Annotated in this window: 20 protein-coding genes; 4 read left to right on the top strand and 16 right to left on the bottom strand. The window is 60.7% G+C overall.

Annotated elements, in window-relative coordinates; genetic code table 11:
* Window positions 1-123: 123 nt before the first annotated feature.
* The 4 genes from AC1ECN_RS28015 to AC1ECN_RS28000 all read left to right on the top strand — a co-directional run bounded on the left by AC1ECN_RS28015 (window position 124) and on the right by AC1ECN_RS28000 (window position 4,056).
* Complete coding sequence (locus tag AC1ECN_RS28015; RefSeq protein ID WP_130673945.1) at window positions 124-2,493, top strand: DUF1989 domain-containing protein; 2,370 nt, start codon at window positions 124-126, stop codon at window positions 2,491-2,493.
* A 269-nt stretch (window positions 2,494-2,762) separates the two neighbouring features.
* Window positions 2,763-2,972, top strand: a complete 210-nt coding sequence (locus tag AC1ECN_RS28010; RefSeq protein WP_003548109.1) for a cold-shock protein — start codon at window positions 2,763-2,765, stop codon at window positions 2,970-2,972.
* A 228-nt stretch (window positions 2,973-3,200) separates the two neighbouring features.
* Window positions 3,201-3,425: a hypothetical protein gene (locus AC1ECN_RS28005; RefSeq protein ID WP_018071674.1), complete on the top strand. Its 225-nt coding sequence runs from the start codon at window positions 3,201-3,203 to the stop codon at window positions 3,423-3,425.
* A gap of 250 nt (window positions 3,426-3,675) precedes the next feature.
* Window positions 3,676-4,056 (top strand): DUF6481 family protein, encoded by a 381-nt coding sequence (locus AC1ECN_RS28000; RefSeq protein WP_018071673.1) that lies wholly within the window; start codon window positions 3,676-3,678, stop codon window positions 4,054-4,056.
* A 43-nt stretch (window positions 4,057-4,099) separates the two neighbouring features.
* Here the strand turns inward: AC1ECN_RS28000 and minE are convergent, their stop codons facing one another.
* The 16 genes from minE to AC1ECN_RS27920 all read right to left on the bottom strand — a co-directional run bounded on the left by minE (window position 4,100) and on the right by AC1ECN_RS27920 (window position 19,412).
* The gene (minE, locus tag AC1ECN_RS27995; RefSeq protein WP_003574994.1) at window positions 4,100-4,360 is read right to left on the bottom strand and encodes a cell division topological specificity factor MinE; all 261 of its coding nucleotides are present in this window, start codon (window positions 4,358-4,360) and stop codon (window positions 4,100-4,102) included.
* Window positions 4,357-5,172, bottom strand: a complete 816-nt coding sequence (minD, locus tag AC1ECN_RS27990) for a septum site-determining protein MinD (protein ID WP_018448670.1) — start codon at window positions 5,170-5,172, stop codon at window positions 4,357-4,359. The genes minE and minD overlap by 4 nt, the downstream gene beginning before the upstream one ends.
* A gap of 85 nt (window positions 5,173-5,257) precedes the next feature.
* Window positions 5,258-5,977, bottom strand: a complete 720-nt coding sequence (minC, locus tag AC1ECN_RS27985; RefSeq protein ID WP_018071671.1) for a septum site-determining protein MinC — start codon at window positions 5,975-5,977, stop codon at window positions 5,258-5,260.
* 209 nt (window positions 5,978-6,186) lie between these two features.
* Window positions 6,187-6,789, bottom strand: a complete 603-nt coding sequence (locus AC1ECN_RS27980) for a methyl-accepting chemotaxis protein (protein WP_130673944.1) — start codon at window positions 6,787-6,789, stop codon at window positions 6,187-6,189.
* Window positions 6,790-6,910: 121 nt separating this feature from the next.
* The gene (locus AC1ECN_RS27975; RefSeq protein WP_130673943.1) at window positions 6,911-8,248 is read right to left on the bottom strand and encodes an NAD(P)-binding domain-containing protein; all 1,338 of its coding nucleotides are present in this window, start codon (window positions 8,246-8,248) and stop codon (window positions 6,911-6,913) included.
* A gap of 50 nt (window positions 8,249-8,298) precedes the next feature.
* Window positions 8,299-9,339, bottom strand: a complete 1,041-nt coding sequence (locus AC1ECN_RS27970) for a heme-dependent oxidative N-demethylase family protein (protein ID WP_130673942.1) — start codon at window positions 9,337-9,339, stop codon at window positions 8,299-8,301.
* Window positions 9,340-9,370: 31 nt separating this feature from the next.
* The gene (locus AC1ECN_RS27965) at window positions 9,371-10,336 is read right to left on the bottom strand and encodes a PDR/VanB family oxidoreductase (RefSeq protein WP_477954784.1); all 966 of its coding nucleotides are present in this window, start codon (window positions 10,334-10,336) and stop codon (window positions 9,371-9,373) included.
* Complete coding sequence (locus AC1ECN_RS27960) at window positions 10,333-10,938, bottom strand: dimethylamine monooxygenase subunit DmmA family protein (protein WP_477954783.1); 606 nt, start codon at window positions 10,936-10,938, stop codon at window positions 10,333-10,335. The genes AC1ECN_RS27965 and AC1ECN_RS27960 overlap by 4 nt, the downstream gene beginning before the upstream one ends.
* An 11-nt stretch (window positions 10,939-10,949) precedes the next feature.
* Entirely contained in the window at window positions 10,950-12,083 is a 1,134-nt protein-coding gene (locus AC1ECN_RS27955; protein ID WP_130673939.1) for an aminomethyl transferase family protein, read from the bottom strand.
* 174 nt (window positions 12,084-12,257) lie between these two features.
* Window positions 12,258-13,142, bottom strand: a complete 885-nt coding sequence (gene purU / locus AC1ECN_RS27950; protein WP_130673938.1) for a formyltetrahydrofolate deformylase — start codon at window positions 13,140-13,142, stop codon at window positions 12,258-12,260.
* A gap of 94 nt (window positions 13,143-13,236) precedes the next feature.
* Window positions 13,237-14,544, bottom strand: coding sequence for a type III glutamate--ammonia ligase (gene glnT, locus AC1ECN_RS27945; protein WP_130673937.1), 1,308 nt, complete (start codon window positions 14,542-14,544; stop codon window positions 13,237-13,239).
* 80 nt (window positions 14,545-14,624) lie between these two features.
* Window positions 14,625-15,953, bottom strand: coding sequence for an FMN-binding glutamate synthase family protein (locus AC1ECN_RS27940; RefSeq protein WP_003548137.1), 1,329 nt, complete (start codon window positions 15,951-15,953; stop codon window positions 14,625-14,627).
* Window positions 15,954-15,967: 14 nt separating this feature from the next.
* Window positions 15,968-16,654 (bottom strand): GltB/FmdC/FwdC-like GXGXG domain-containing protein, encoded by a 687-nt coding sequence (locus AC1ECN_RS27935; RefSeq protein WP_003548139.1) that lies wholly within the window; start codon window positions 16,652-16,654, stop codon window positions 15,968-15,970.
* Window positions 16,655-16,692: 38 nt separating this feature from the next.
* Window positions 16,693-17,601, bottom strand: a complete 909-nt coding sequence (locus tag AC1ECN_RS27930) for a class II glutamine amidotransferase (protein WP_018071663.1) — start codon at window positions 17,599-17,601, stop codon at window positions 16,693-16,695.
* An 88-nt stretch (window positions 17,602-17,689) separates the two neighbouring features.
* Window positions 17,690-18,373 (bottom strand): helix-turn-helix domain-containing protein, encoded by a 684-nt coding sequence (locus AC1ECN_RS27925; protein WP_477954780.1) that lies wholly within the window; start codon window positions 18,371-18,373, stop codon window positions 17,690-17,692.
* 79 nt (window positions 18,374-18,452) lie between these two features.
* The gene (locus AC1ECN_RS27920) at window positions 18,453-19,412 is read right to left on the bottom strand and encodes a GlxA family transcriptional regulator (RefSeq protein ID WP_075224579.1); all 960 of its coding nucleotides are present in this window, start codon (window positions 19,410-19,412) and stop codon (window positions 18,453-18,455) included.
* Between the last annotated feature and the right edge of the window lie 21 nt (window positions 19,413-19,433).

The following is a 19,433-nucleotide window of genomic DNA, read 5'->3' as shown; positions in this document are numbered from 1 at the left end:
TCTGAACTCTTTATGCATAGTGAAGATATTTTCTTTTTAGTCAACATCACTTTACTTTCCACAGCCATTTTGTAAACCTGTGTCCGCATGCCTGAGGGCATGCCCGATCCCCATGAGGGCAGAATGCGAGAACTTCATCCTGCTATGACAGGCCTGCGGCCGGCCACTCCGAGCCTCGTGCATTATCCCGGCATTCCCACCCTGCCGGAGGGAACCGAGCGCTACAGGGCAAAGGGCGGCGGATCGGTCGTTATGCGCGTCGAGCCGGGCGACCGGGTCAGCGTCATCGACAGCGAGGGCGGGCAGGTCTGCGAGATCTCTTTCCTCGACGAGAAGGGCCGCTTCCTGGCCGCCGATCTCGGAAAGGCATTCAGCAATTCAGCCGAGGGTTTGAAGGCCATTCTTCAAGCAGAAGATGAGAGTGCTGCCCGCACGCGTGCAGCACTTCTGCGTCGCGGCGCCGATCTGGCAGTGGCCGGCGCGCTCTGCATCTTCGGGGCGGGATCGACCCCGGGCAGCCAGGCGGATTTCACGATTTCCATGAAGGGCCTGCTGATCGTCGCAGCACCCGCCAGCGCCATGTCGCCGGAGGCACAGGATACGGCGACGCCGATCGAGATCAGGATCAAGCGCAGCCTGCTGATCCGCGATTACGCTTCCGCCTTGCCGGAACCGGCCGCCGATCCGGTCGAGGATATCCGCATCCGGGCGGCGACCGCGGCCGCCTATTTCGTGCGTGCCGGCGAATTCATCCAGATCATCGACGTCTATGGACGCCAGTGCACCGATTTCCAGGCTTTTGCCGCCCGCAAGGTCGACAAGGGTCTCGACCTCGCGCTTGATTCCACCGTCACCCGCACGCTGCTCGGCCGCAGCTATCCGATGCCGGGTCTCCCCTCCAAGGCCTTCGACCGCGACTTCGAACCGCTGGTCGAAATCGTCCAGGATACGGTCGGGCGTCACGACGCTTTCGCGACCGCCTGCAATTCGCGCTATTACGACGACATGGGTTATCCCGGCCACGTCAACTGTACGGATAATTTCAACGCTGCGCTGGCGCCCTACGGCATTGCCGGCCGCAAGGGCTGGGAAGCGCTGAACTATTTCTACAACACCAATATCGACCACAACAACCAGCTCTATCTCGACGAGCCCTGGTCGCGCCCTGGTGATTACGTGCTGATGCGGGCGCTGACCGACCTCGTCTGCGTCTCCTCGTCCTGCCCTGACGATATCGACGCTGCGAACGGCTGGGATCCGACGGATATCCACGTCCGCACCTTTTCCGGAAAAGAGAAATTCTCACGAGCGGTAGCCTATCGCATGACCCCAGATGCCGACGCCGAACTGACACGCGAAACCGCCTTCCATCCCCGCCTCTCCGCGTTGACGCGGGACTACACCGAATATCGCGGCTACTGGCTGCCGAACCGCTTCTCCAGCGAAGGTCCGGTCGAGGAATACTGGGCCTGCCGCGAGCGCGCTGCCGTCATCGACCTCTCGCCCTTGCGGAAATTCGAGGTGACGGGGCCGGATGCCGAGGAACTGCTGCAATATTGCCTGACGCGCGACGTGCGCAAACTGTCGACCGGCCAGGTCGTCTATTCGGCTATGTGCTACGAAAACGGCGGCATGATCGATGATGGCACGCTGTTCCGGCTCGGCGACAAGAACTTCCGCTGGATCGGCGGCGATGATTTCAGCGGCATATGGCTGCGCCAGCAGGCGGAGAAGAAGGGCTTCAAGGCCTGGGTCCGCTCTTCGACCGACCAGATGCACAATATCGCCCTGCAAGGTCCGAAGAGCCGCGATATCCTGAAGGAGATCATCTGGACGGCGCCGCGCCAGCCGACGATCGGCGAGCTCGAATGGTTCCGCTTCACCGTCGGCCGCATCGGCGGCTTCGAGGGTGTTCCAATCGTCGTCTCGCGCACGGGCTACACCGGCGAGCTCGGCTACGAGATCTTCTGTCATCCGAAGGATGCGCTGACGGTGTTTGACGCCGTCTGGGAGGCAGGCCAGCCGCACGGATTGAAGCCGATGGGGCTGGAGGCGCTCGACATGGTCCGCATCGAGGCGGGCCTGATCTTTGCCCATCACGAGTTCACCGACCAGACGGACCCGTTCGAGGCGGGGATCGGCTTCACGGTGCCGCTGAAATCCAAGCAGGACGATTTCATCGGCCGTGAGGCACTGATCCGGCGCAAGGAGCATCCGCGCCATCTGCTCGTCGGCCTCGATATCAAGGCGAACGAAGCGGTCGGTCATGGCGATTGCATCCATATCGGCCGGGCCCAGGTGGGCGTTATCACCAGCGCCACGCGTTCGCCGATCCTCGGCAAGACGATCGCGCTCGCCCGCATCGACGTGATGCATGCAAGCCCCGGCACCGAGGTCGAGATCGGCAAGCTCGACGGGCACCAGAAGCGCCTGCCGGCGACGATCGTCCCGCTTTCGCATTACGACCCGCAGAAGACGCGGCCGCGCTCGTAATGCCTGCTTTTGTGGTCGAGGCCGGCGATTGGCGTCCCGGCATGCAAGGCGACCGAGATGCAACCTGATGATGAGTGAGCGGCCCTGAAAAACTAAAAGTTGACAAATTCGGGTTGAGTGTCTATATCTCGGTAGTCGATATTGCTTGTTTGACTTTTGTTATCGCACGCTGGCAACGTGCCCTGGACGAACTTCCCTCTTCAAAATCGAGATCATCATCCGTCGTGCTTCCGCACGTGCGGTCGTCAATTGCTATGAAAGGGTTCGTTATGACCACTGGCACAGTTAAATGGTTCAATTCCACCAAGGGTTTCGGCTTCATTCAGCCTGATGACGGCGGCGCTGACGCCTTCGTCCACATCTCTGCCGTCGAACGCGCCGGAATGCGCGAAATCGTCGAAGGCCAGAAGATCGGCTACGAGCTTGAGCGCGATAACAAGTCGGGCAAAATGTCCGCTTGCAATCTCCAAGCCGCCTAAACTGAAATCTGCTTTCCTTTGACCGCGGATGTACCGGCACTGTCGAAAGTATGATACTATTAAGGTCAGGCACGTTGCCTGGCCTTTTTTGCTGAGTCGGCCAGCGGGCTGCTGCATAATTTCCTAAACGCGGAATCGCTTTAAGGAATTATGCAGTAATTCAAAGCGTTACAGCGTCCTTTGCGCGTCTGAAAGACGCGCGGCGCTGTGATAAAATCCAGGATTGATATGACAGAGTCACACAGCAAATCACGCAAGCAGGCGGAGATTGCCTTCGGAAACGCGCAATCGCAGTTCCTGGCGCGAAGCCGCGCGGTCGAAGAGATCGATTCGACCGTACGTGCCCGCGAGGAAAAAACCTTGCGGTTACGCGAAGCGCGTGAGGCCAAGGAATTGCAGGATCGCTTGACAGGGGTTACTGCTCCTGCCGCGAAGCGAAAAAAGAAAATCTGACCCCTACTGCATAATTCCTTAAATCGGATTCGATTTCAGGATAAAACCATGCAGCAGTTCAAAGTATTACAGCGCCCTTTGCGCGTCCGATGACGTGCGGCGCCATAGAACAGGATGATTTTAGGCCGGATCGGCCTAATCTCTGAGTCCTGTTCTAAATTAAAGAGTTGGAGCATGATGTCGTCCGAAAACTGCGCACAGTTTTCGGCATCATGCTCTAGAGTCGAAGTCAAACAGTCAGGAAACAGATTTGAAAAACGCCAGAAACAACGAGCTTTCCGATCGCCGCAGCGCCGCTGCCGAAGCCAAGGCGGCTCTCCTCAATGCGTATCGTAACGCCAAGGATTCAGCCGAACCCACAAGGCTGGCAAAGCAGGCGGAGCGTCAAGCCATTGCCGCGGCCAGGGAAGAACGTCGCGCTCAGCGAGAACGGGTCAAGCTCGAGGAACTGGAGCGGGCTCAGGCTGCAGAAGCCGAACGCCAGGCTGCCGCCGAGGCCGCAGCACGCGCCGATGCCGACGCGCGCGAAGCGGCTGACAAAGACCGGATCGCTCGCGTGATTGCCGATGAAGCCGCCCGAAAGGCCGAACGCGACCTGCGTTACGCCAATCGCAAAGCCAGAAAGTCCTGATCGTCAGCGCTGCCTGTTGTCGCAACAGGCAGCGCGTTGTCGTTCACGCGGCCTGCACGGCTGCATTCAGCGGAATTTCGACGTCGATCTCGAGCGTCGAGACGTACTCGTTGCGATCGATCGTCACCTGCACCTTGTCGTGGTCGAGCTGCACGTGCTTGGCGATCACCGCAAGGATTTCCTCGCGCAGCAGGGAGACCAGGTCCGACCCCGCCGAGGAACGTTCATGGGCGAGAAGGACCTGCAGCCGTTCGCGGGCGGCTGGTGCGGTTCTCTGCTTGTTGAAAAGACGGAAAATATTCATGCCGCCCTCCGTCCGAAGATCTTGCCGAAAATATTCCTCTTTTCCTCTGGGATCGCGATCGGCACCGTCTCGCCCGCAAGCCGGCGAGCGGCATCGAAATAGGCCATAGCAGCCGCGCTGCGGCTGTCTGCCAGCGTGACCGGCGCACCGATGTTGGATGCCCGCAGAACATCCATGCTTTCGGGTATGATACCGAGAAGCGGGATGGAAAGGATCTCCAGGACGTCGTCGACCTTGAGCATGTCGCCGCGTTCGGCGCGGTTGGCGTCGTAGCGGGTGAGCAGCAGGTGCTTTTCCATCCGCTCGCCACGTTCGGCCTTGGCGGTCTTGGCATCCAGCAGGCCGATGATGCGATCTGAATCGCGCACCGACGAGACCTCGGGATTGGTGACGACCACGGCAACATCGGCGTGGCGCATGGCAAGCGTTGCCCCACGCTCGATCCCGGCGGGGCTGTCGCAGATGATCCAGTCGAAATAACGCTTCAGGTCGTTGATGACGCGCTCGACGCCCTCGGCCGTCAGGTTGTCCTTGTCGCGCGTCTGCGAAGCCGGCAGCAGGAACAGCGTCTCCAGCCGCTTGTCGCGGATCAGCGCCTGGGTAAGCTTGGCGTCGCCCTGGATGACATTGATCAGGTCGTAGACGACCCTGCGTTCGGCGCCCATCACGAGGTCGAGATTGCGTAAGCCCACGTCGAAATCGACGACGACGACTTTTTCATTGCGTTGCGCCAGCGCCGCTCCCAACGCGGCGGTCGAGGTCGTCTTGCCAACCCCGCCCTTGCCTGACGTGACGACGATCACTTTCCCCATCATTGTCTCTCCTTTGCCGTGGCCCCAGTAATTCAAGGTGTTAAAGCGTCCTTTGCGGCTCCCGATGAGGCGCGCGGCGCTGTCGTCAGATCAGTTTCTCTGCCATGATCGCGTCGTCTTCGAGCCAGAGCTGAACAGCCTGTCCGCGAAGATTGGGCGCCATGTCTTCCGCCATTTTGTAGATGCCGTCGATTGCAACCAGTTCGGCCTCGAGCTTGCGGCAAAAGATCCGCGCCGATGCGTTTCCGATGGACCCCGCCATGGCTCGGCCACGCAAGGCGCCATAGATATGGACGGACCCGCCGGCGATGACCTCGGCACCCGAGGCGACCGAACCGATGACGGTGACGTCGCCTTCCGGAAAGATCACCGATTGCCCCGAGCGCACCGGCTCCCGGATGACGATCGATTGCATTGGCGGGCGGGTCTCCGCCACTGCCGGTTTGCCGGGCGGATCGGCAGGCTCCTTTGCCTGAACCTCGATATCGGAAACCGACCGACCGCCTTTGAGGGCGGGCGGCATGCCGGACCCGAGGATCGAAGGCCGAGCGCCCTCGATGCCCATGATGCTGACATTGCGCTTGGCAAGTTCGGCAATCAGGTCCTTCAACTGCGAGCGGTCGATTTGCAGGTCCGTCAGGTCGAGCACGACAGGCCGTCCGAGGAAGAAGCCGGCCGAACGCGCAGCCAGATCGTCCAGCCTGATCAACCAATCATCGATCGGAAGATCTGGAGACAGCATGACCGCGAGGAAAGAGCGGCCCTTGATGCGGATAGAGCGAGCGTCTGTTAGCACTTTGGTCATCTATGTGAAGAAATCGTTGACCATGTCTACCGCTGCTATGGTTAACAAAAAGTTAACGCGGCCCTAATATTACCCACAATCACAGGAGATTCTTCAGACACAGGATTGCCGCAAGCCATTGGAAAGGCCGTGCAATTTCCGGAAGAACGGAACGGTTAATAATGCGGCTTCGAACGTGAGCCGCAAATCTGCCGCTGCTTGGGCAGCGCTCAGCCTTCCGCCTTGCGTTGCGCGTTGGAAATGGCGCGTGCGGCCTCTTCAGACGAGTTGGCGAGCGTGCGCATCTCGGCGGCAAGCACCGCAAAGCCCGATCCGGCCGTGCCGGCGCGGGCGGCCTCGATGCCGGCATTGACGGCCAGCAGCTTCAGGTAGCGCAGCGATTGCAGGATTTCATTGGTCTTCGAGGCGGTGATGCGCATATCGGCGGTCTGGTCATCGATTCGCTGATAGAGCGATTCGATGTTGATGATGCTGCCTTCGAGATAGAGAAGCTCACCCTTCTCGTCCCAGATGCCGCCGCCCGTCTCGGTCACCCAGATGAGATGACCCATGGCATGGCGGATGCGGTACTCCATCGTCCAGTCCGTGCGCTTCTCCAGCGCCCGTCCGACGATCTTGTCCATCAGAGGCACGTCTTCCTCGTACATGATCGAGGTAAAGGTCCGCGTGCGGTTGCCGATGATTTCGTCGGCCGGATAACCGAAGATGCGCTCGATGCCGTTGGTCATCTCAAGCATCGTGTAGTTTTCGTCGGCACGGCAGCGATAGAGAAAACCGCTCATGCGCCCGAGAATGCTCGTTTGAAAATCCATGAAGGCCACATCCGAAGAGAAGAGTTGCAGATGGATTTATGTCGTCTCATTTAAAAAGGCGCACGACACAATGCCGGAAGAGAGCATGAACACCCTCCTCCGGCAATGCAGGTCCGCCTCATCAGTTGCGCAGATATTCCTCCATGGAATCGTCGAGCGCCTCGACCCAGGGCGTGTGGTGCGTCGGCGACATGTTGCCGGTCATCAGCGACCGGTAGGCATGGTCGCGGAAGCCCATGATGTTATGGGCCTTGTGATGCTCCCACTCCATGAAGGTCTGGTTGGTCCCCTCGATGTCAAAGCTCGGATAATCGGTTTCGGCGAGCAGTTCCTTCACATAGTCGCCCTGATACCAGATCATCTGCTCGGCATCTTCGAGCGTCTCCTCGCGGGCGCGCCACATGTCGAAATTGGCCTTCAGCTCCTCTTCAGGCGGCAGGGTGATGCGGCCCATCATCACGTCGCGCGCCCACCAGGCCTGCACATCGAACATGTTGAAGGTGTAGAACTGGTCCTGCATGCCGATATAGAAAAGCTGCGGGTTTTTGTCGAAGATCACCCCCTTGTAGAGGCAGTCAGCCCAGAGGCGGTTGGCCGTCTTCAGCCGGAGATCGTCGGGCAGGAAGGGGAAATGGTGCTGGTATCCGGTGCAGAGGATCACGGCATCGACCTCCTTGGTCGAGCCGTCGAGGAAATGCGCCGTCCGGTTTTCGAGCTTGGTCAGCAGCGGCCGCTCCTCGAAATTCTCCGGCCATTTGAAGCCCATCGGCTTCGATCGGTAGCTCGTGGTCACCGATTTCGCGCCGTATTTCCAGCATTGTGAGCCGATGTCCTCGGCCGAATAGCTGCGGCCGACGAGCAGGATGTCCTTGCCCTTGAACTCAAGCGCGTCGCGGAAGTCGTGGGCATGCAGCACGCGGCCGTTGAAGGTCTTCACACCCTCGAAATAGGGCACGTTCGGGGTCGAGAAGTGACCTGATGCCACGACGACATAGTCGAACTCCTCGTCATACATCCGGTCCTCGATGCGGTTATGCGCCGTCACCGTGAATTTCTTCGTCTGATCGTCGAAGCGGACCATGCGCACCGGCGTACTGAAGCGCACCCAGTGGCGGACATTCGCCTTCTCGACGCGGCCCTTGATATAATCCCAGAGCACGGCGCGCGGCGGATAGGAGGCGATCGGCTTGCCGAAATGCTCCTCGAAGGAATAGTCGGCGAATTCGAGGCATTCCTTCGGGCCGTTCGACCAGAGGTAACGATACATGCTGCCGTGGACCGGCTCGCCATATTCGTCGAGCCCGGTGCGCCAGGTATAGTTCCAGAGCCCACCCCAGTCCGACTGCTTTTCGAAGCAGACGATCTCCGGGATCTCGGCGCCCTTCTGGGCGGCCGATTGAAAGGCGCGCAGCTGCGCCAGTCCGGAAGGACCGGCACCGATGACGGCTACTCTAGTCATGAAGCATTCCCCTCTTGATTATATCGCATTGCCTGACGCATCGCTGCGCCTCAGTCCGGATAGATGCCGGGGCTGGTCGGCGCCCCGTCGTCATACTTGGAAAACCAGTCGATCGTCGTCTCGCGGAAGCGGGTGAGGCCTTTGTAGTCGATGAGCTCCGGCGGCAGTGTCTTCAGCACGCGCGGAAAGCGTCGCGCCCATTTCGGCACGGTGGCGAGCTCTTCCATGTTCATCAGGTAGCAGCGGATGACGAAAAGGATGGCGTTCGAGCGTGGCAGGCGCCAGAGGCTCTGCAGCTCGACGCGCAGATGCACCTTCTCGCCGACATTATCAGGTGTCACCGTGGTGCGGTCAGGACCCCATTTGTGATAATTCTCCGGGCTGGTGTCGAGCCGCGGATTGATCGTCATCGTCCAGTTGAAGCGCCGTGTCGGCTTGCCCTGCTGCAGGTTCAACAGGAATTTCAGCGCCCGGTCGAAGACGCCGATCTGGTGGGCGAGCGGCACCGGCCCGTGCCATTCCATGAAGTTCATGCCGATATCGAAATCGAGCGACCAGTCGGCCTGAGTGGTCACCATGCCGGCATCCATCCAGAGATTGCCGTCGCGTTGGTCGACGATGCAGAAGTCGCCCTGGGCCTGGCGGGTGATATATTCGAAGGGCTCATAGGGCAGCGTCGAGGCATCGCCAAAGGTGAAGCTGTCGTCGATGCCCAGCGGGCGGTTGATCCAGCGCCACTGGTCGCCGTTGCGGATCAGGGTGAAATGGTCTGGGTAACCCGCCGCCTGCTCTTCCATCAAAAGTTCGAGCGTATCCCATTGCGCGCTCATCATGTGCGGCAGCGCCTGATAGCGTAGCGGATCTTCCTTCAGGACCAGCGCCCGGTCGTGCATCTCGGCGACATAATGCTCGTCGACGTCGATCAGGCTTTCATAGACGGTTCCCGCCCGGCCGTGCACATGTGGCTCCATGTTGACCGAATACATGTATTCGTCGCGGTCGAAGGGAAACGGGAAACGCCGGATGTTTTCGGGGCTGTTCCGATAGCTGAAATCGTTCCGGAAGGTTTCCTGCTTGAAGACGATTGCCATGTCCGGTCTCCTTGTTCCGCTTCCGATGCCGCTAGAGATCAAGATGCAGCGTGTTTCCCTCGAAGCGGGAAACGCAGATCATCACCTTGCGGCCGGATGCTTTTTCTTCGCTCGTCAAATAGACGTCATGGTGCAGCAGCTTGCCGTCGCAAGTGACGACGCCGGTCTCGCATTGACCGCAGGCGCCGCCGCGACAGAGGAAGGGCGCGTCGACGCCCGCCGCTTCGATCGCCTCCAGCATGCTTTCGTGATGGCCGACCTTCACGGTCTTGCCGGACCGCAGGAGCTCGATCGCGAAGGGCTTGCCTGGTAGAGACGACAGGAACCGTTCGGAATGCAGGTTCTGCTCCGGCCAGCCGGCGTCTAGTCCCKCCTTCAGCACGCCGTCGATCATGCCGGATGGGCCGCAGACATAAAGATGCGTGCCGAGCGGCTGGGTGCCGAGCAGGCGCGTCAGGGGGATGGCGCCGCCTTCGGCATCGCAATAGATCTTGATGCGATGTCCGCCATAGCGCTCGACAAGTTGCTGCCAATAGGCACCGCGGTCGCGCGTGCGGATGGCATAATGCAGCTCGAAATTGGCGCCCTCGCGGGAAAACTGCTCCATCATTGCAATGAAGGGGGTAATGCCGATGCCGCCGGCGATCAGAAGGTGCTTGCGCCCGCGCCAGTCCGGCTGGAACAGGTTGACGGGATAGCTGACCTTCAACTCGTCGCCTTCGCTGAGCTTCTCATGCATGAAGGTGGAGCCGCCGCGCGAATCCTCGACGTGCAGCACGCTGATCTCATAGGCTGCGCAATCATGCGGCGGCGACATCAGCGAATAGGCGTTGCGGCGCATATGGCCGCCATCGTTCATCAAAACGATGACGTGGGCGCCGCCGGAGAAATAAGGCATCGGCTTGCCGTCAAGGCGCTCGAAACGGAAGCGCTTGACGCGCTCGGCGATCGGCGTGATCCGCGTCACGCGGACAGGAATTTCAGTACCACCGCTCAAAGGAACAACTCCTCCGGATCAGGCGCGCTACCCGGTTCTTCCGCATCGATATTGACGCCCTGGAAGGCGGCGAGCCGGCGCGAATAATGGTCGCGCACCAGAAGCGGCAGCCCGCAATGGCTACAGGTGAAAGGGCTGGTGGTGACGTCGTCGGTGATGCCCTTGCAATGGACGCATTGCACACGCCGGGCCAGCGAGCCGCGCTGCTCGGTGATGACGGAGGCATGGTCCATGCCGTAATCGAGCGCCACCAGCATCGCCTGGCCGATGAAGCCTTCCGTGCCCGACAGATAAAGCCGCGTGCCCATATGGGCGGTGGCGAGCGAACCCTTCAATCGGAAGAGCAGCGTGGCGATCGTCGGCGCCGTGAAGAACATGTCGGCGCCGAGGCGGGCCAGCGCCTCGTCCAGGCCGGTACCCTGCGAGCCCCGGGCGACATAGAGGATCTCGCTCCGGGAAAGCGCCGTTTCGTCAAGCGCCGGCTGCTGATCGAGCAGAGCCTTGGCGCCCTCCCCTTCGAGCGCGAAAATGTGCCGCCGGGCGCGCGGCTGGATGGTCAGGCCCGTGTAGACTGGTCGGCTCTTGATGCCTGCAACGARCATTTGCGTGCTCCTTAACCTACGGCAATCCTCTTCTTCTTCTCCGGATCGTCGAAAGGAAGCGTGTGGGCGGTGGCGCCTACCTTCACGGTCTTGCCGCGGACCTCGAGTTTCGTCCCATGCACCGCCTTGTCAACGTCCAGACGGGCAATCGCCATGGATTTCTTCGTCAGCGATGAATAGCTCGGGCAGGTAATGACGCCGACCTTTTTGCCGTCGGCAAAGACTTCGTCGCCAAGATCGGCCGGTCCGTCGGCATCGATCAGCATGCCGAAGATCTTGAAGCGCTCCTTGCCCTTGAGGCGGGCATGTTCCTCGGCGCCGCGGAAGCCCGTCTTGCCGGGGCTGACGGTGAAGTCGAGGCCGAGTTCCCAGAGGCTGTCGCCGGGCGGCTGATCGGCGAAGGGGTACATCTGCGAATTGTCGTAGGGGTAGAAGAGCAGGTAGCTTTCGACCCGCAGCATGTCGAGAACCGAGAAGCAGCAGGGGATGATGCCCATCTCCTTGCCTTCCTCGACGATCCGGTCCCAGACCATGACGGCGTCCTGGCCGCGCACGAAGATCTCGTAGCCGCGCTCGCCGGTATAGCCGGTGCGCGAGATCATCACCGGTGCGCCGAACAGTGTCGTCTGCATATGATGGAAATATTTGAGGTCGCGGATGCCGGGGACATATTTGGCGAGATAATCGACCGCGATCGGCCCCTGCAGGGACAGGTCGTGCAGGTCATCGTCGAAGAGCACGGCGCAATTGCGGCCGGCGGCCTGCTTGACGAGTTCCTCGTGGCCGGAGCCCGAGCCATGCACCAGCATCCAGGAATTCGGGCCGGTGCGATAGACGATGCAGTCGTCGGTGAAGTGGCCGCGCTCGTTCAGCATGGTCGCATAGACCGACCGGCCGGGGTAGATCTTCGTCAGGTCGCGGGTGGTGATGGAGTCGAGCACGGCGATGGCGTGCGGGCCGACCAGGTGCACCTTCTTCAGGCCCGAGACATCCATGATGCCGGCCTTGGTGCGGACGGCGACATGTTCTTCCGACATGTCCTTGTCGTAGGTCCAGGCGGTGCCCATGCCGCTCCAGTCCTCGAGCTTCGATCCCAGAGCGCGATGCCGATCCGCCAAGACGGAGAAACGCCATGATAAAGCCATTGTCCGTTCCCTTTTGTTTCCTCTACGGAATATTTATTTCCTGACTATATAAGTCTTTCGCGCCGTGGCAACCCCGCCCGACATGCATTTCCCAAACTTTTGACGGCGCTTGCTGCAACCTTCACCATCTGAGCAACGCCTGCGGCTACGTTTTTGCCGTCCCCCAAGCCGTCTCTAACCCATGCGTTCGGAGGCGTAGCTGCCGGGGCTTGCCGGGAAGACCACGGTGCGATTGCCGTTGATGAAAGTACGGTGATGGATATGGGCGTGGATGGCACGGGCCAGCACCTGGCTTTCGACGTCGCGGCCGATCGAGACATAGTCGTCGGGCGACTGCGCATGGGTGATGCGCGCCGTGTCCTGCTCGATGATCGGGCCTTCGTCGAGATCGGCGGTGACGTAATGCGCGGTTGCCCCGATCAGCTTCACGCCGCGGCCGTAGGCCTGCTTGTAAGGGTTGGCGCCTTTGAAGCTCGGCAGGAAGGAATGGTGGATGTTGATGATCTTCCCGGACATTTTCTGGCACATCTCGTCCGACAGGATCTGCATGTAGCGTGCGAGCACAATCAGTTCGGTGCCGGTCTGCTCGGCCACTTCCATGATGCGGGCCTCGGCCTGCACCTTGTTGGCCTTGGTGACCGGAATATGGTGGAAGGGGATGTCATGGTTGACCACGACCTTCTGGTAATCGAAATGGTTGGAGACGACGCCAACGATGTCGATCGGCAGCGCGCCGATCTTCCAGCGATAGAGCAGGTCGTTGAGGCAATGGCCGAAGCGCGACACCATCAGCAGCACCTTCATGCGCTGCTCGCTGTCGTGAAAATCGTAATCCATTTCGAAAGGAGCGGCGACGGCTGCAAAACCGGTGTCGATATAGGCGCCCGAAAGACCCTCTTCCGAAATGAAGCTGACGCGCATGAAGAACTTGCCGGTATCGAGATCGTCGAACTGCGAGCTGTCGATGATGTTGCAGCCCTTGTCGGCCAGATAGCTCGAAATCGCCGCCACGATGCCGCGCGTCGACTTGCAGGATACGGTGAGTACGAAGTTCTTCATGCTGTCACTTTCTTCGCCATATCAAGTGCAGGGGACCCGATCACGCCGGAGCCTGTTCGCCCCGGCGCGTCAGTGATTGGAGGCTTCCAGCCACTCAGATGTCGAGCGTACTGTCGCGTTCCCACTGGGTGAAATGCGAGCAGTAGGCATTCCATTCCTGGTGTTTGAGCTTGAGATAGGCGGCGGAAAACTCAGCCCCGATCGCTTGCTTCAAACCCTCGTCGGCATCATAGGCGCGCAGCGCGTCGAGCAGGTTGAGCGGCAGACGCGGCGCGTCCTTCACCAGATGCCCCTCGGCATACATGTCGATATCGTAGTGCCGGCCGGGATCGGACTGGCTGCGGATGCCGTCAAGGCCGGCCGCGATGATGATCGCCTGTAGCAGATACGGGTTGACCGCACCGTCCGGCAGGCGCAGCTCGAAGCGGCCCGGTCCCGGCACACGTACCATGTGGGTGCGGTTGTTGCCCGTCCAGGTGACGGTGTTCGGCGACCAGGTCGCGCCAGATGTCGTGCGGGGCGCGTTGATGCGCTTGTAGGAGTTGACCGTCGGATTGGTGATCGCGGCCAACGCGGAGGCGTGCTTCATGATGCCGCCGAGGAAGGTCTTACCCTGAGCGGAGAGCCCAAAGGGCATTTCCTTGTCCGCGAAGGCGTTGACCTTGCCATCGACGTCCCAGACCGAGATGTGGGCATGGCAGCCGTTTCCGGTCAGGCCTTTGAAGGGCTTCGGCATGAAGGTGGCGCGAAGGCCGTGCTTTTCGGCGACCGACTTGACCATGAACTTGAAGAAGGAGTGCTTGTCGGCTGTCTGAAGCGCGTCGTCATATTCCCAGTTCATCTCGAACTGGCCGTTCGCGTCCTCGTGGTCGTTCTGATAGGGCTTCCAGCCAAGCTCGAGCATGTAGTCGCAGATCTCGGCGATGACATCATAGCGACGCATCACGGCCTGCTGATCGTAGCAGGGCTTTTCGGCTGTATCGAACTGGTCCGAAATCACCGAGCCGTCCGAGGAGATGAGAAAGAACTCGGGCTCTACGCCGGTTTTTACCCGGAGCCCTTCTTTCGCAGCTTCAGCGACCAGTCTTTTCAGCAGCACACGCGGTGCCTGTTCGACAGGCCGATCGTCCATGACGCAGTCGGCAGCAACCCATGCGACGTCTTTCTTCCAGGGTAGCTGGATGACGGAGGAAGCATCGGGAACCGCAAACAGGTCGGGATGGGCAGGCGTCAGATCGAGCCAGGTTGCAAAGCCCGCAAAGCCGGCGCCATCTTTCTGCATATCGGCGATGGCTTCTGCGGGGACCAGCTTGGCGCGTTGGCCGCCGAACAGGTCGGTATAGCTGATCATGAAATATTTGATGCCTTTGTCTCTGGCAAAAGCAGCAAGGTCCAGTGTCATTCTCGTTCCCCTTTGGATTTCTTGGAGACACTTTGGTTATGGATGCGAGACGGCCGGGACGTTTGCCCGGCCGGTAGAAATCAGTAGCCTCCCTTGCCGGGATACCAGTTTGTGCCGGCGAGCGGGATCTGGGCCATGGCGGCGGCCTCCATCGTCAGCGCGCAAAGATCTTCCGGTTCCAGGTTGTGCAGGTGGTTCTTGCCGCAGGCGCGCGCGATGGTCTGGGCTTCCAGCGTCATAACCTTCAGATAGTTGGCAAGACGGCGGCCAGCGGCGATCGGATCAAGCCGCTTCATCAGCTCCGGGTCCTGCGTCGTGATGCCAGCCGGGTCCTTCCCTTCGTGCCAGTCGTCATAGGCGCCGGCCGTCGTGCCGAGCTTTTGGTATTCTTCTTCCCAGTGCGGATCGTTGTCGCCGATCGCAACGAGCGCCGCCGTACCGATGGCAACGGCATCGGCGCCCAGCGCCAGTGCCTTGGCCACGTCGGCGCCCGAACGGATGCCGCCCGAGATGATCAGTTGCACCTTGCGATGCATGCCGAGATCCTGCAGCGCTTGGACAGCGGGGCGGATGCAGGCAAGCGTCGGCATGCCGACATTCTCGATGAAGACATCCTGCGTTGCCGCGGTTCCGCCCTGCATTCCGTCTAGCACCACCACGTCGGCACCGGCCTTCACGGCAAGCGCTGTATCGTAATAGGGACGCGCGCCGCCGACCTTCACATAGATCGGCTTTTCCCAGTCGGTGATCTCGCGCAGTTCCAGGATCTTGATTTCGAGGTCGTCCGGGCCGGTCCAATCCGGATGGCGGCAGGCCGAGCGCTGGTCGATGCCCTTCGGCAGATTGCGCATGTTGGCGACGCGATCGGAGATCTTCTGGCCGAGCAGCATGCCGCCGCCGCCGGGCTTTGCGCCCTGACCGACAACCACCTCGATCGCATCGGCGCGACGCAGGTCCTTGGGATTCATGCCGTATCGCGACGGCAGATACTGGTAGACCAGCGTCTGTGAATGGCCGCGCTCTTCATCGGTCATCCCGCCGTCGCCTGTCGTGGTGGAGGTTCCGGCAATCGTCGCGCCGCGTCCGAGCGCTTCCTTGGCATTGCCGGAGAGCGCGCCGAAGCTCATGCCGGCAATGGTGATCGGCGTCTTCAGGTGGATGGGCTTTTTGGCGAAGCGCGCGCCGAGGACGACTGACGTGTCGCACTTCTCGCGGTAACCTTCGAGCGGATAGCGCGAGATCGATGCGCCGAGAAACAGCAGGTCATCGAAATGCGGAACCTTCCGTTTGGTGCCGGCGCCACGGATGTCGTAAATGCCGGTCGCGGCAGCACGGCGGATCTCCGCCAGCGTGTAATCGTCGAAGGTCGCGGACTTGCGCGGCGGGGTATAGGGGTTGTGATAGCTCATGATGGTCCCTCGCCTTAATATGCGTCAGCGTTGTCGATATTGAAATTGTAAAGCTTGCGGGCGGAGCCGTAACGCTTGAATTCCTCGGGCCTCACTTCGGTCACACCCGCCTTTTCGAGAAGTTCGGCCAGCTTCGTCAGATGCTCGGGACGCAGCTCCTTTTCGATGCAATCGGCACCCAGGCTCTTGACCGAACCGCGCACGAAGAGCTTCGCCTCGTAGAGCGAATCCCCAAGCGCATCGCCGGCATCACCGAGCACCACAAGGTGGCCGGACTGGCCCATGAAGGCGGACATGTGGCCGATATTGCCATGAACGACAATGTCGATGCCCTTCATCGAGATGCCGCAGCGTGACGCCGCATTGCCCTTGATGACAAGGAGGCCACCGCGGCCGGTTGCGCCGGCATACTGGCTGGCATCGCCCTCGATGACGACTGTTCCAGACATCATGTTTTCCGCAACACCCGGACCTGCCGAACCATGAACGGTGACGGTCCCGCCGTCATTCATCCCGGCGCAATAATAGCCGACGGACCCCTTCACGTCGACCGTGACGGGCGCATCGATGCCGACGGCAACCGAATGGCTGCCGCGCGGGTTGACGACTTCGAAGGAAAGATCGTTCGAACCGTTCTGGATGTTGTGCAGGGCGCTGTTGAGTTCACGCAACGGCGTAGTGGCAAGATCAATGACAGGCATGTTTCGATAACCCTTGGAGAATGCGCATGAGGTGCCGGTCAAGCGACCTTCTGGTGATCCCAGAAATAGACAGTTGCAGGCTCCGGCTCCCAGACCCGGGCATTCTCGATGCCGGGCAGATTGACGAGCGCCCGGTATTCCGAACCGAAGGCGACATACTGGTCCGTTTCGGCCATGACAGCGGGCTTGCAGGCAATTGCATCGCGCACGACGCCGAAGCCGGACTTCGTGCCGACGACGAAGGTGAAGAAGCCGTCGAGGTCATCCACCGCGCCTTCCAGCGCCTGGCCGAGATTCTTGCCCTTGGCCATCTCTGCCGTCAGATAGGCGGCGGCAACCTCGGTGTCGTTTTCCGTTTCGAAGGTCATGCCTTCGCGCTTCAGCTCGCGGCGCAGATTGTTGTGGTTGGACAGCGAGCCATTATGCACCAGGCATTGGTCGGAGCCGGTGGAAAAAGGATGGGCGCCGAGCGTCGTGACGGCCGATTCCGTCGCCATGCGGGTATGGCCGATGCCGTGGGTGCCGGCCATTGAATTGACCGCGAAGCGGGAGACAACATCCTTCGGCAGGCCGGTTTCCTTATAGATCTCGATGGCGTCGCCGCTGCTCATGATGCGAACGTTCGGACGCAGTTCCGCAACGGCTGCCTTGCCCGCGTCGAGCAGGTCCCTCGCAAGCGTGATGACGGCATGCGTGCTCTTCACCTGGATGGCGACMCGTGCGCCAACCGCCTCGCCGAGTTCGGCCTCGAGGCCGGCGAAATCCTTCTTCGGATTGGCCGACTGGATGGTGATCTTGGCATTGCTGCCGCTGGCGTCGCCATAGATCGCGATACCGGCGCTGTCCGGCCCCCGATCCGTCATCGTCACCAGCATGGAGGACAGCAGCGCGCCGAGCTCCGGTTCGAGACTTTTATCCTTGAGGAAGAGACCCACAATTCCGCACATGACCAGACCTCCGTTCGTGTTGAGAAAGGACTAGCAGGTCTGTTTTGGGATTTCAACTCGGAAGAAAGATTTTTTCTTTTAAGGCAAGTCAGCCTTTGGAGATCTGCTGGGGATAGGTGATGATCGAAAGGTACTTGCTCGGGAGTTTCACCAGTTGCTCCGGTCCATGCGGCGCGTCGGCATCGAAGAACAGGCTGTCGCCCGGCTCCATCTGGAAAAGCTGGTCGCCATGGCGATAAACGACCACGCCTTCGAGCATGTAGAGAAATTCCATGCCCTCGTGCTGAAAGGTCGGGAAGGTGTCGGAATCGGCCGTCAATGTGATGAGATAGGGCTCGACGATGACGCCRCTGGTATTGTTGTCGATATGGCCGAGCAGATTATATTGATGGCCGGCGCGCGTGCCGCGCCGTTCGAGCTCGATGCCCTGCCCCGCCTTGACGAAGACGGCATTGCGCGGTTCCTCATAGCGGCGAAAAAAGGCGGTCAGCGGTACGCCGAGCGCCCGCGACAGCGATTGCAGCGTCGTCAGCGACGGCGAGATGTTGCCGTTCTCGATCTTCGACAGCATGCCGAGTGAAATGCCGGTCGCGGCCGCCAGATCGGTGACCGTGATGCCGAGTTTCTTGCGGTAGGCGCGCACCTCATGGCCGATCGCCATTTCGAGGTTGTTTTCCTTCGGCTCGCGGACGGCGTGCGGATCCTGGGAAAAGGCCGCGCGTCCACCATGGGCCTGTTCCGGTTGCTCTGCCGCTTCACGCTTCAATTTCATGGGTTTTCCACTGCCGCCTTCTCTTTTGTCTGAAGGCAACCCTATCGTCATAGTGAAAATTTCTCAACCGTGAAGAAAACTATTCCCGCCGCGCCGCGCGCGGAGCGATGCCATAGACGGCGCGGAACATCCGGGAAAAATGGCTCAGACTGGAAAAACCGGTGGCCACCGCAATTTCCGAGACGGAAAGCGGGCTCTGTTTCAGCAGGCGATGGGCATGCTGCAGCCTGATCCTGCGGTACTGATCGAGGAAGGTGGTATTGAGCTGGGCAGCAAAGAGCCGGTCGAGATGGCGGGTGGTGACGCCGGCGATGCGCGCCATGGCGGCACGCTCGAGCGGCATCTCGATCGTCTCCTCCATCCGTTCGAGAACGCTGAGCAGGCCGGGATGATGGACGCCATAGCGCTCTGCCAGCGAGGCGCGCTGCGGGGCTGCGGGTTCGTTGACCTCGGTATGAAGATACCAGTCGCTGACGCGGCGGGCGAAATCCGGCCCCATGCGCTCGGCGATCAGCACGTGCATCATGTCGAGCGGTGCGATGCCGCCGCCGCAGGTAATCCTGTTGCCGTCGATCATGAAGCGCGCCTGACGCGGCGTGAGGTCCGGGAAGGCTTCGAGAAGGGCTGAGGCATGCTCCCAGTGGATGGTGAAGTCGCGGCCGCCAAGCAGTCCGGCGGCGGCCATCAGATACGGACCGCCCGAGATGCCGCCGATCCTCACACCTTCGCGCGACAGCTGCCTCAAACAGGAAAGGACGCCGGGATACCGCCAGTCCCGGGGCAAGCCGCCGGCGCAGACGAAGGCCGTTCCGAGCCCCGCGCCCCTGACGGGCAGAGGTTCGGCCGGGACGCTGACGCCCGAGGAGGAAAGCGCCGGTGCGCCATCCGGCGAGAAGATCTGCAGCCGATAGATCTCACGTCCCGCCAAGAGATTTGCCGCCCTGAGCGGTTCGGTCGCCGAGGCATAGGACATCAGCGCAAATCCCGGGATAAGGATGAAACCGATCGTCTGGGCATTTCTGCTATCAAGTGAGGACATGTCTCTTTCTTAGCCATTTAT

The sequence above is a fragment of the Rhizobium sp. 01N447_2 genome (assembly GCF_056399245.1).
This window is presented reverse-complemented; position numbering and strand designations above follow the sequence as displayed.

What these genes read in the sequence shown, in the direction of transcription:
- AC1ECN_RS28010 (WP_003548109.1), top strand. Translation starts at nt 2,763, where the DNA reads ATGACCACTGGCACAGTTAAATGGTTCAATTCCACCAAGGGTTTCGGC.
- AC1ECN_RS27970 (WP_130673942.1), bottom strand. Translation starts at nt 9,339, where the DNA reads ATGGCAATCGTCTTCAAGCAGGAAACCTTCCGGAACGATTTCAGCTAT.
- AC1ECN_RS27920 (WP_075224579.1), bottom strand. Translation starts at nt 19,412, where the DNA reads ATGTCCTCACTTGATAGCAGAAATGCCCAGACGATCGGTTTCATCCTT.
- AC1ECN_RS28015 (WP_130673945.1), top strand. Translation starts at nt 124, where the DNA reads ATGCGAGAACTTCATCCTGCTATGACAGGCCTGCGGCCGGCCACTCCG.
- purU (WP_130673938.1), bottom strand. Translation starts at nt 13,142, where the DNA reads ATGAAGAACTTCGTACTCACCGTATCCTGCAAGTCGACGCGCGGCATC.
- AC1ECN_RS28005 (WP_018071674.1), top strand. Translation starts at nt 3,201, where the DNA reads ATGACAGAGTCACACAGCAAATCACGCAAGCAGGCGGAGATTGCCTTC.
- minE (WP_003574994.1), bottom strand. Translation starts at nt 4,360, where the DNA reads ATGAATATTTTCCGTCTTTTCAACAAGCAGAGAACCGCACCAGCCGCC.
- AC1ECN_RS27935 (WP_003548139.1), bottom strand. Translation starts at nt 16,654, where the DNA reads ATGCCTGTCATTGATCTTGCCACTACGCCGTTGCGTGAACTCAACAGC.
- AC1ECN_RS27975 (WP_130673943.1), bottom strand. Translation starts at nt 8,248, where the DNA reads ATGACTAGAGTAGCCGTCATCGGTGCCGGTCCTTCCGGACTGGCGCAG.
- AC1ECN_RS27955 (WP_130673939.1), bottom strand. Translation starts at nt 12,083, where the DNA reads ATGGCTTTATCATGGCGTTTCTCCGTCTTGGCGGATCGGCATCGCGCT.
- AC1ECN_RS27940 (WP_003548137.1), bottom strand. Translation starts at nt 15,953, where the DNA reads ATGAGCTATCACAACCCCTATACCCCGCCGCGCAAGTCCGCGACCTTC.
- AC1ECN_RS27980 (WP_130673944.1), bottom strand. Translation starts at nt 6,789, where the DNA reads ATGGATTTTCAAACGAGCATTCTCGGGCGCATGAGCGGTTTTCTCTAT.
- minD (WP_018448670.1), bottom strand. Translation starts at nt 5,172, where the DNA reads ATGGGGAAAGTGATCGTCGTCACGTCAGGCAAGGGCGGGGTTGGCAAG.
- minC (WP_018071671.1), bottom strand. Translation starts at nt 5,977, where the DNA reads ATGACCAAAGTGCTAACAGACGCTCGCTCTATCCGCATCAAGGGCCGC.
- glnT (WP_130673937.1), bottom strand. Translation starts at nt 14,544, where the DNA reads ATGACACTGGACCTTGCTGCTTTTGCCAGAGACAAAGGCATCAAATAT.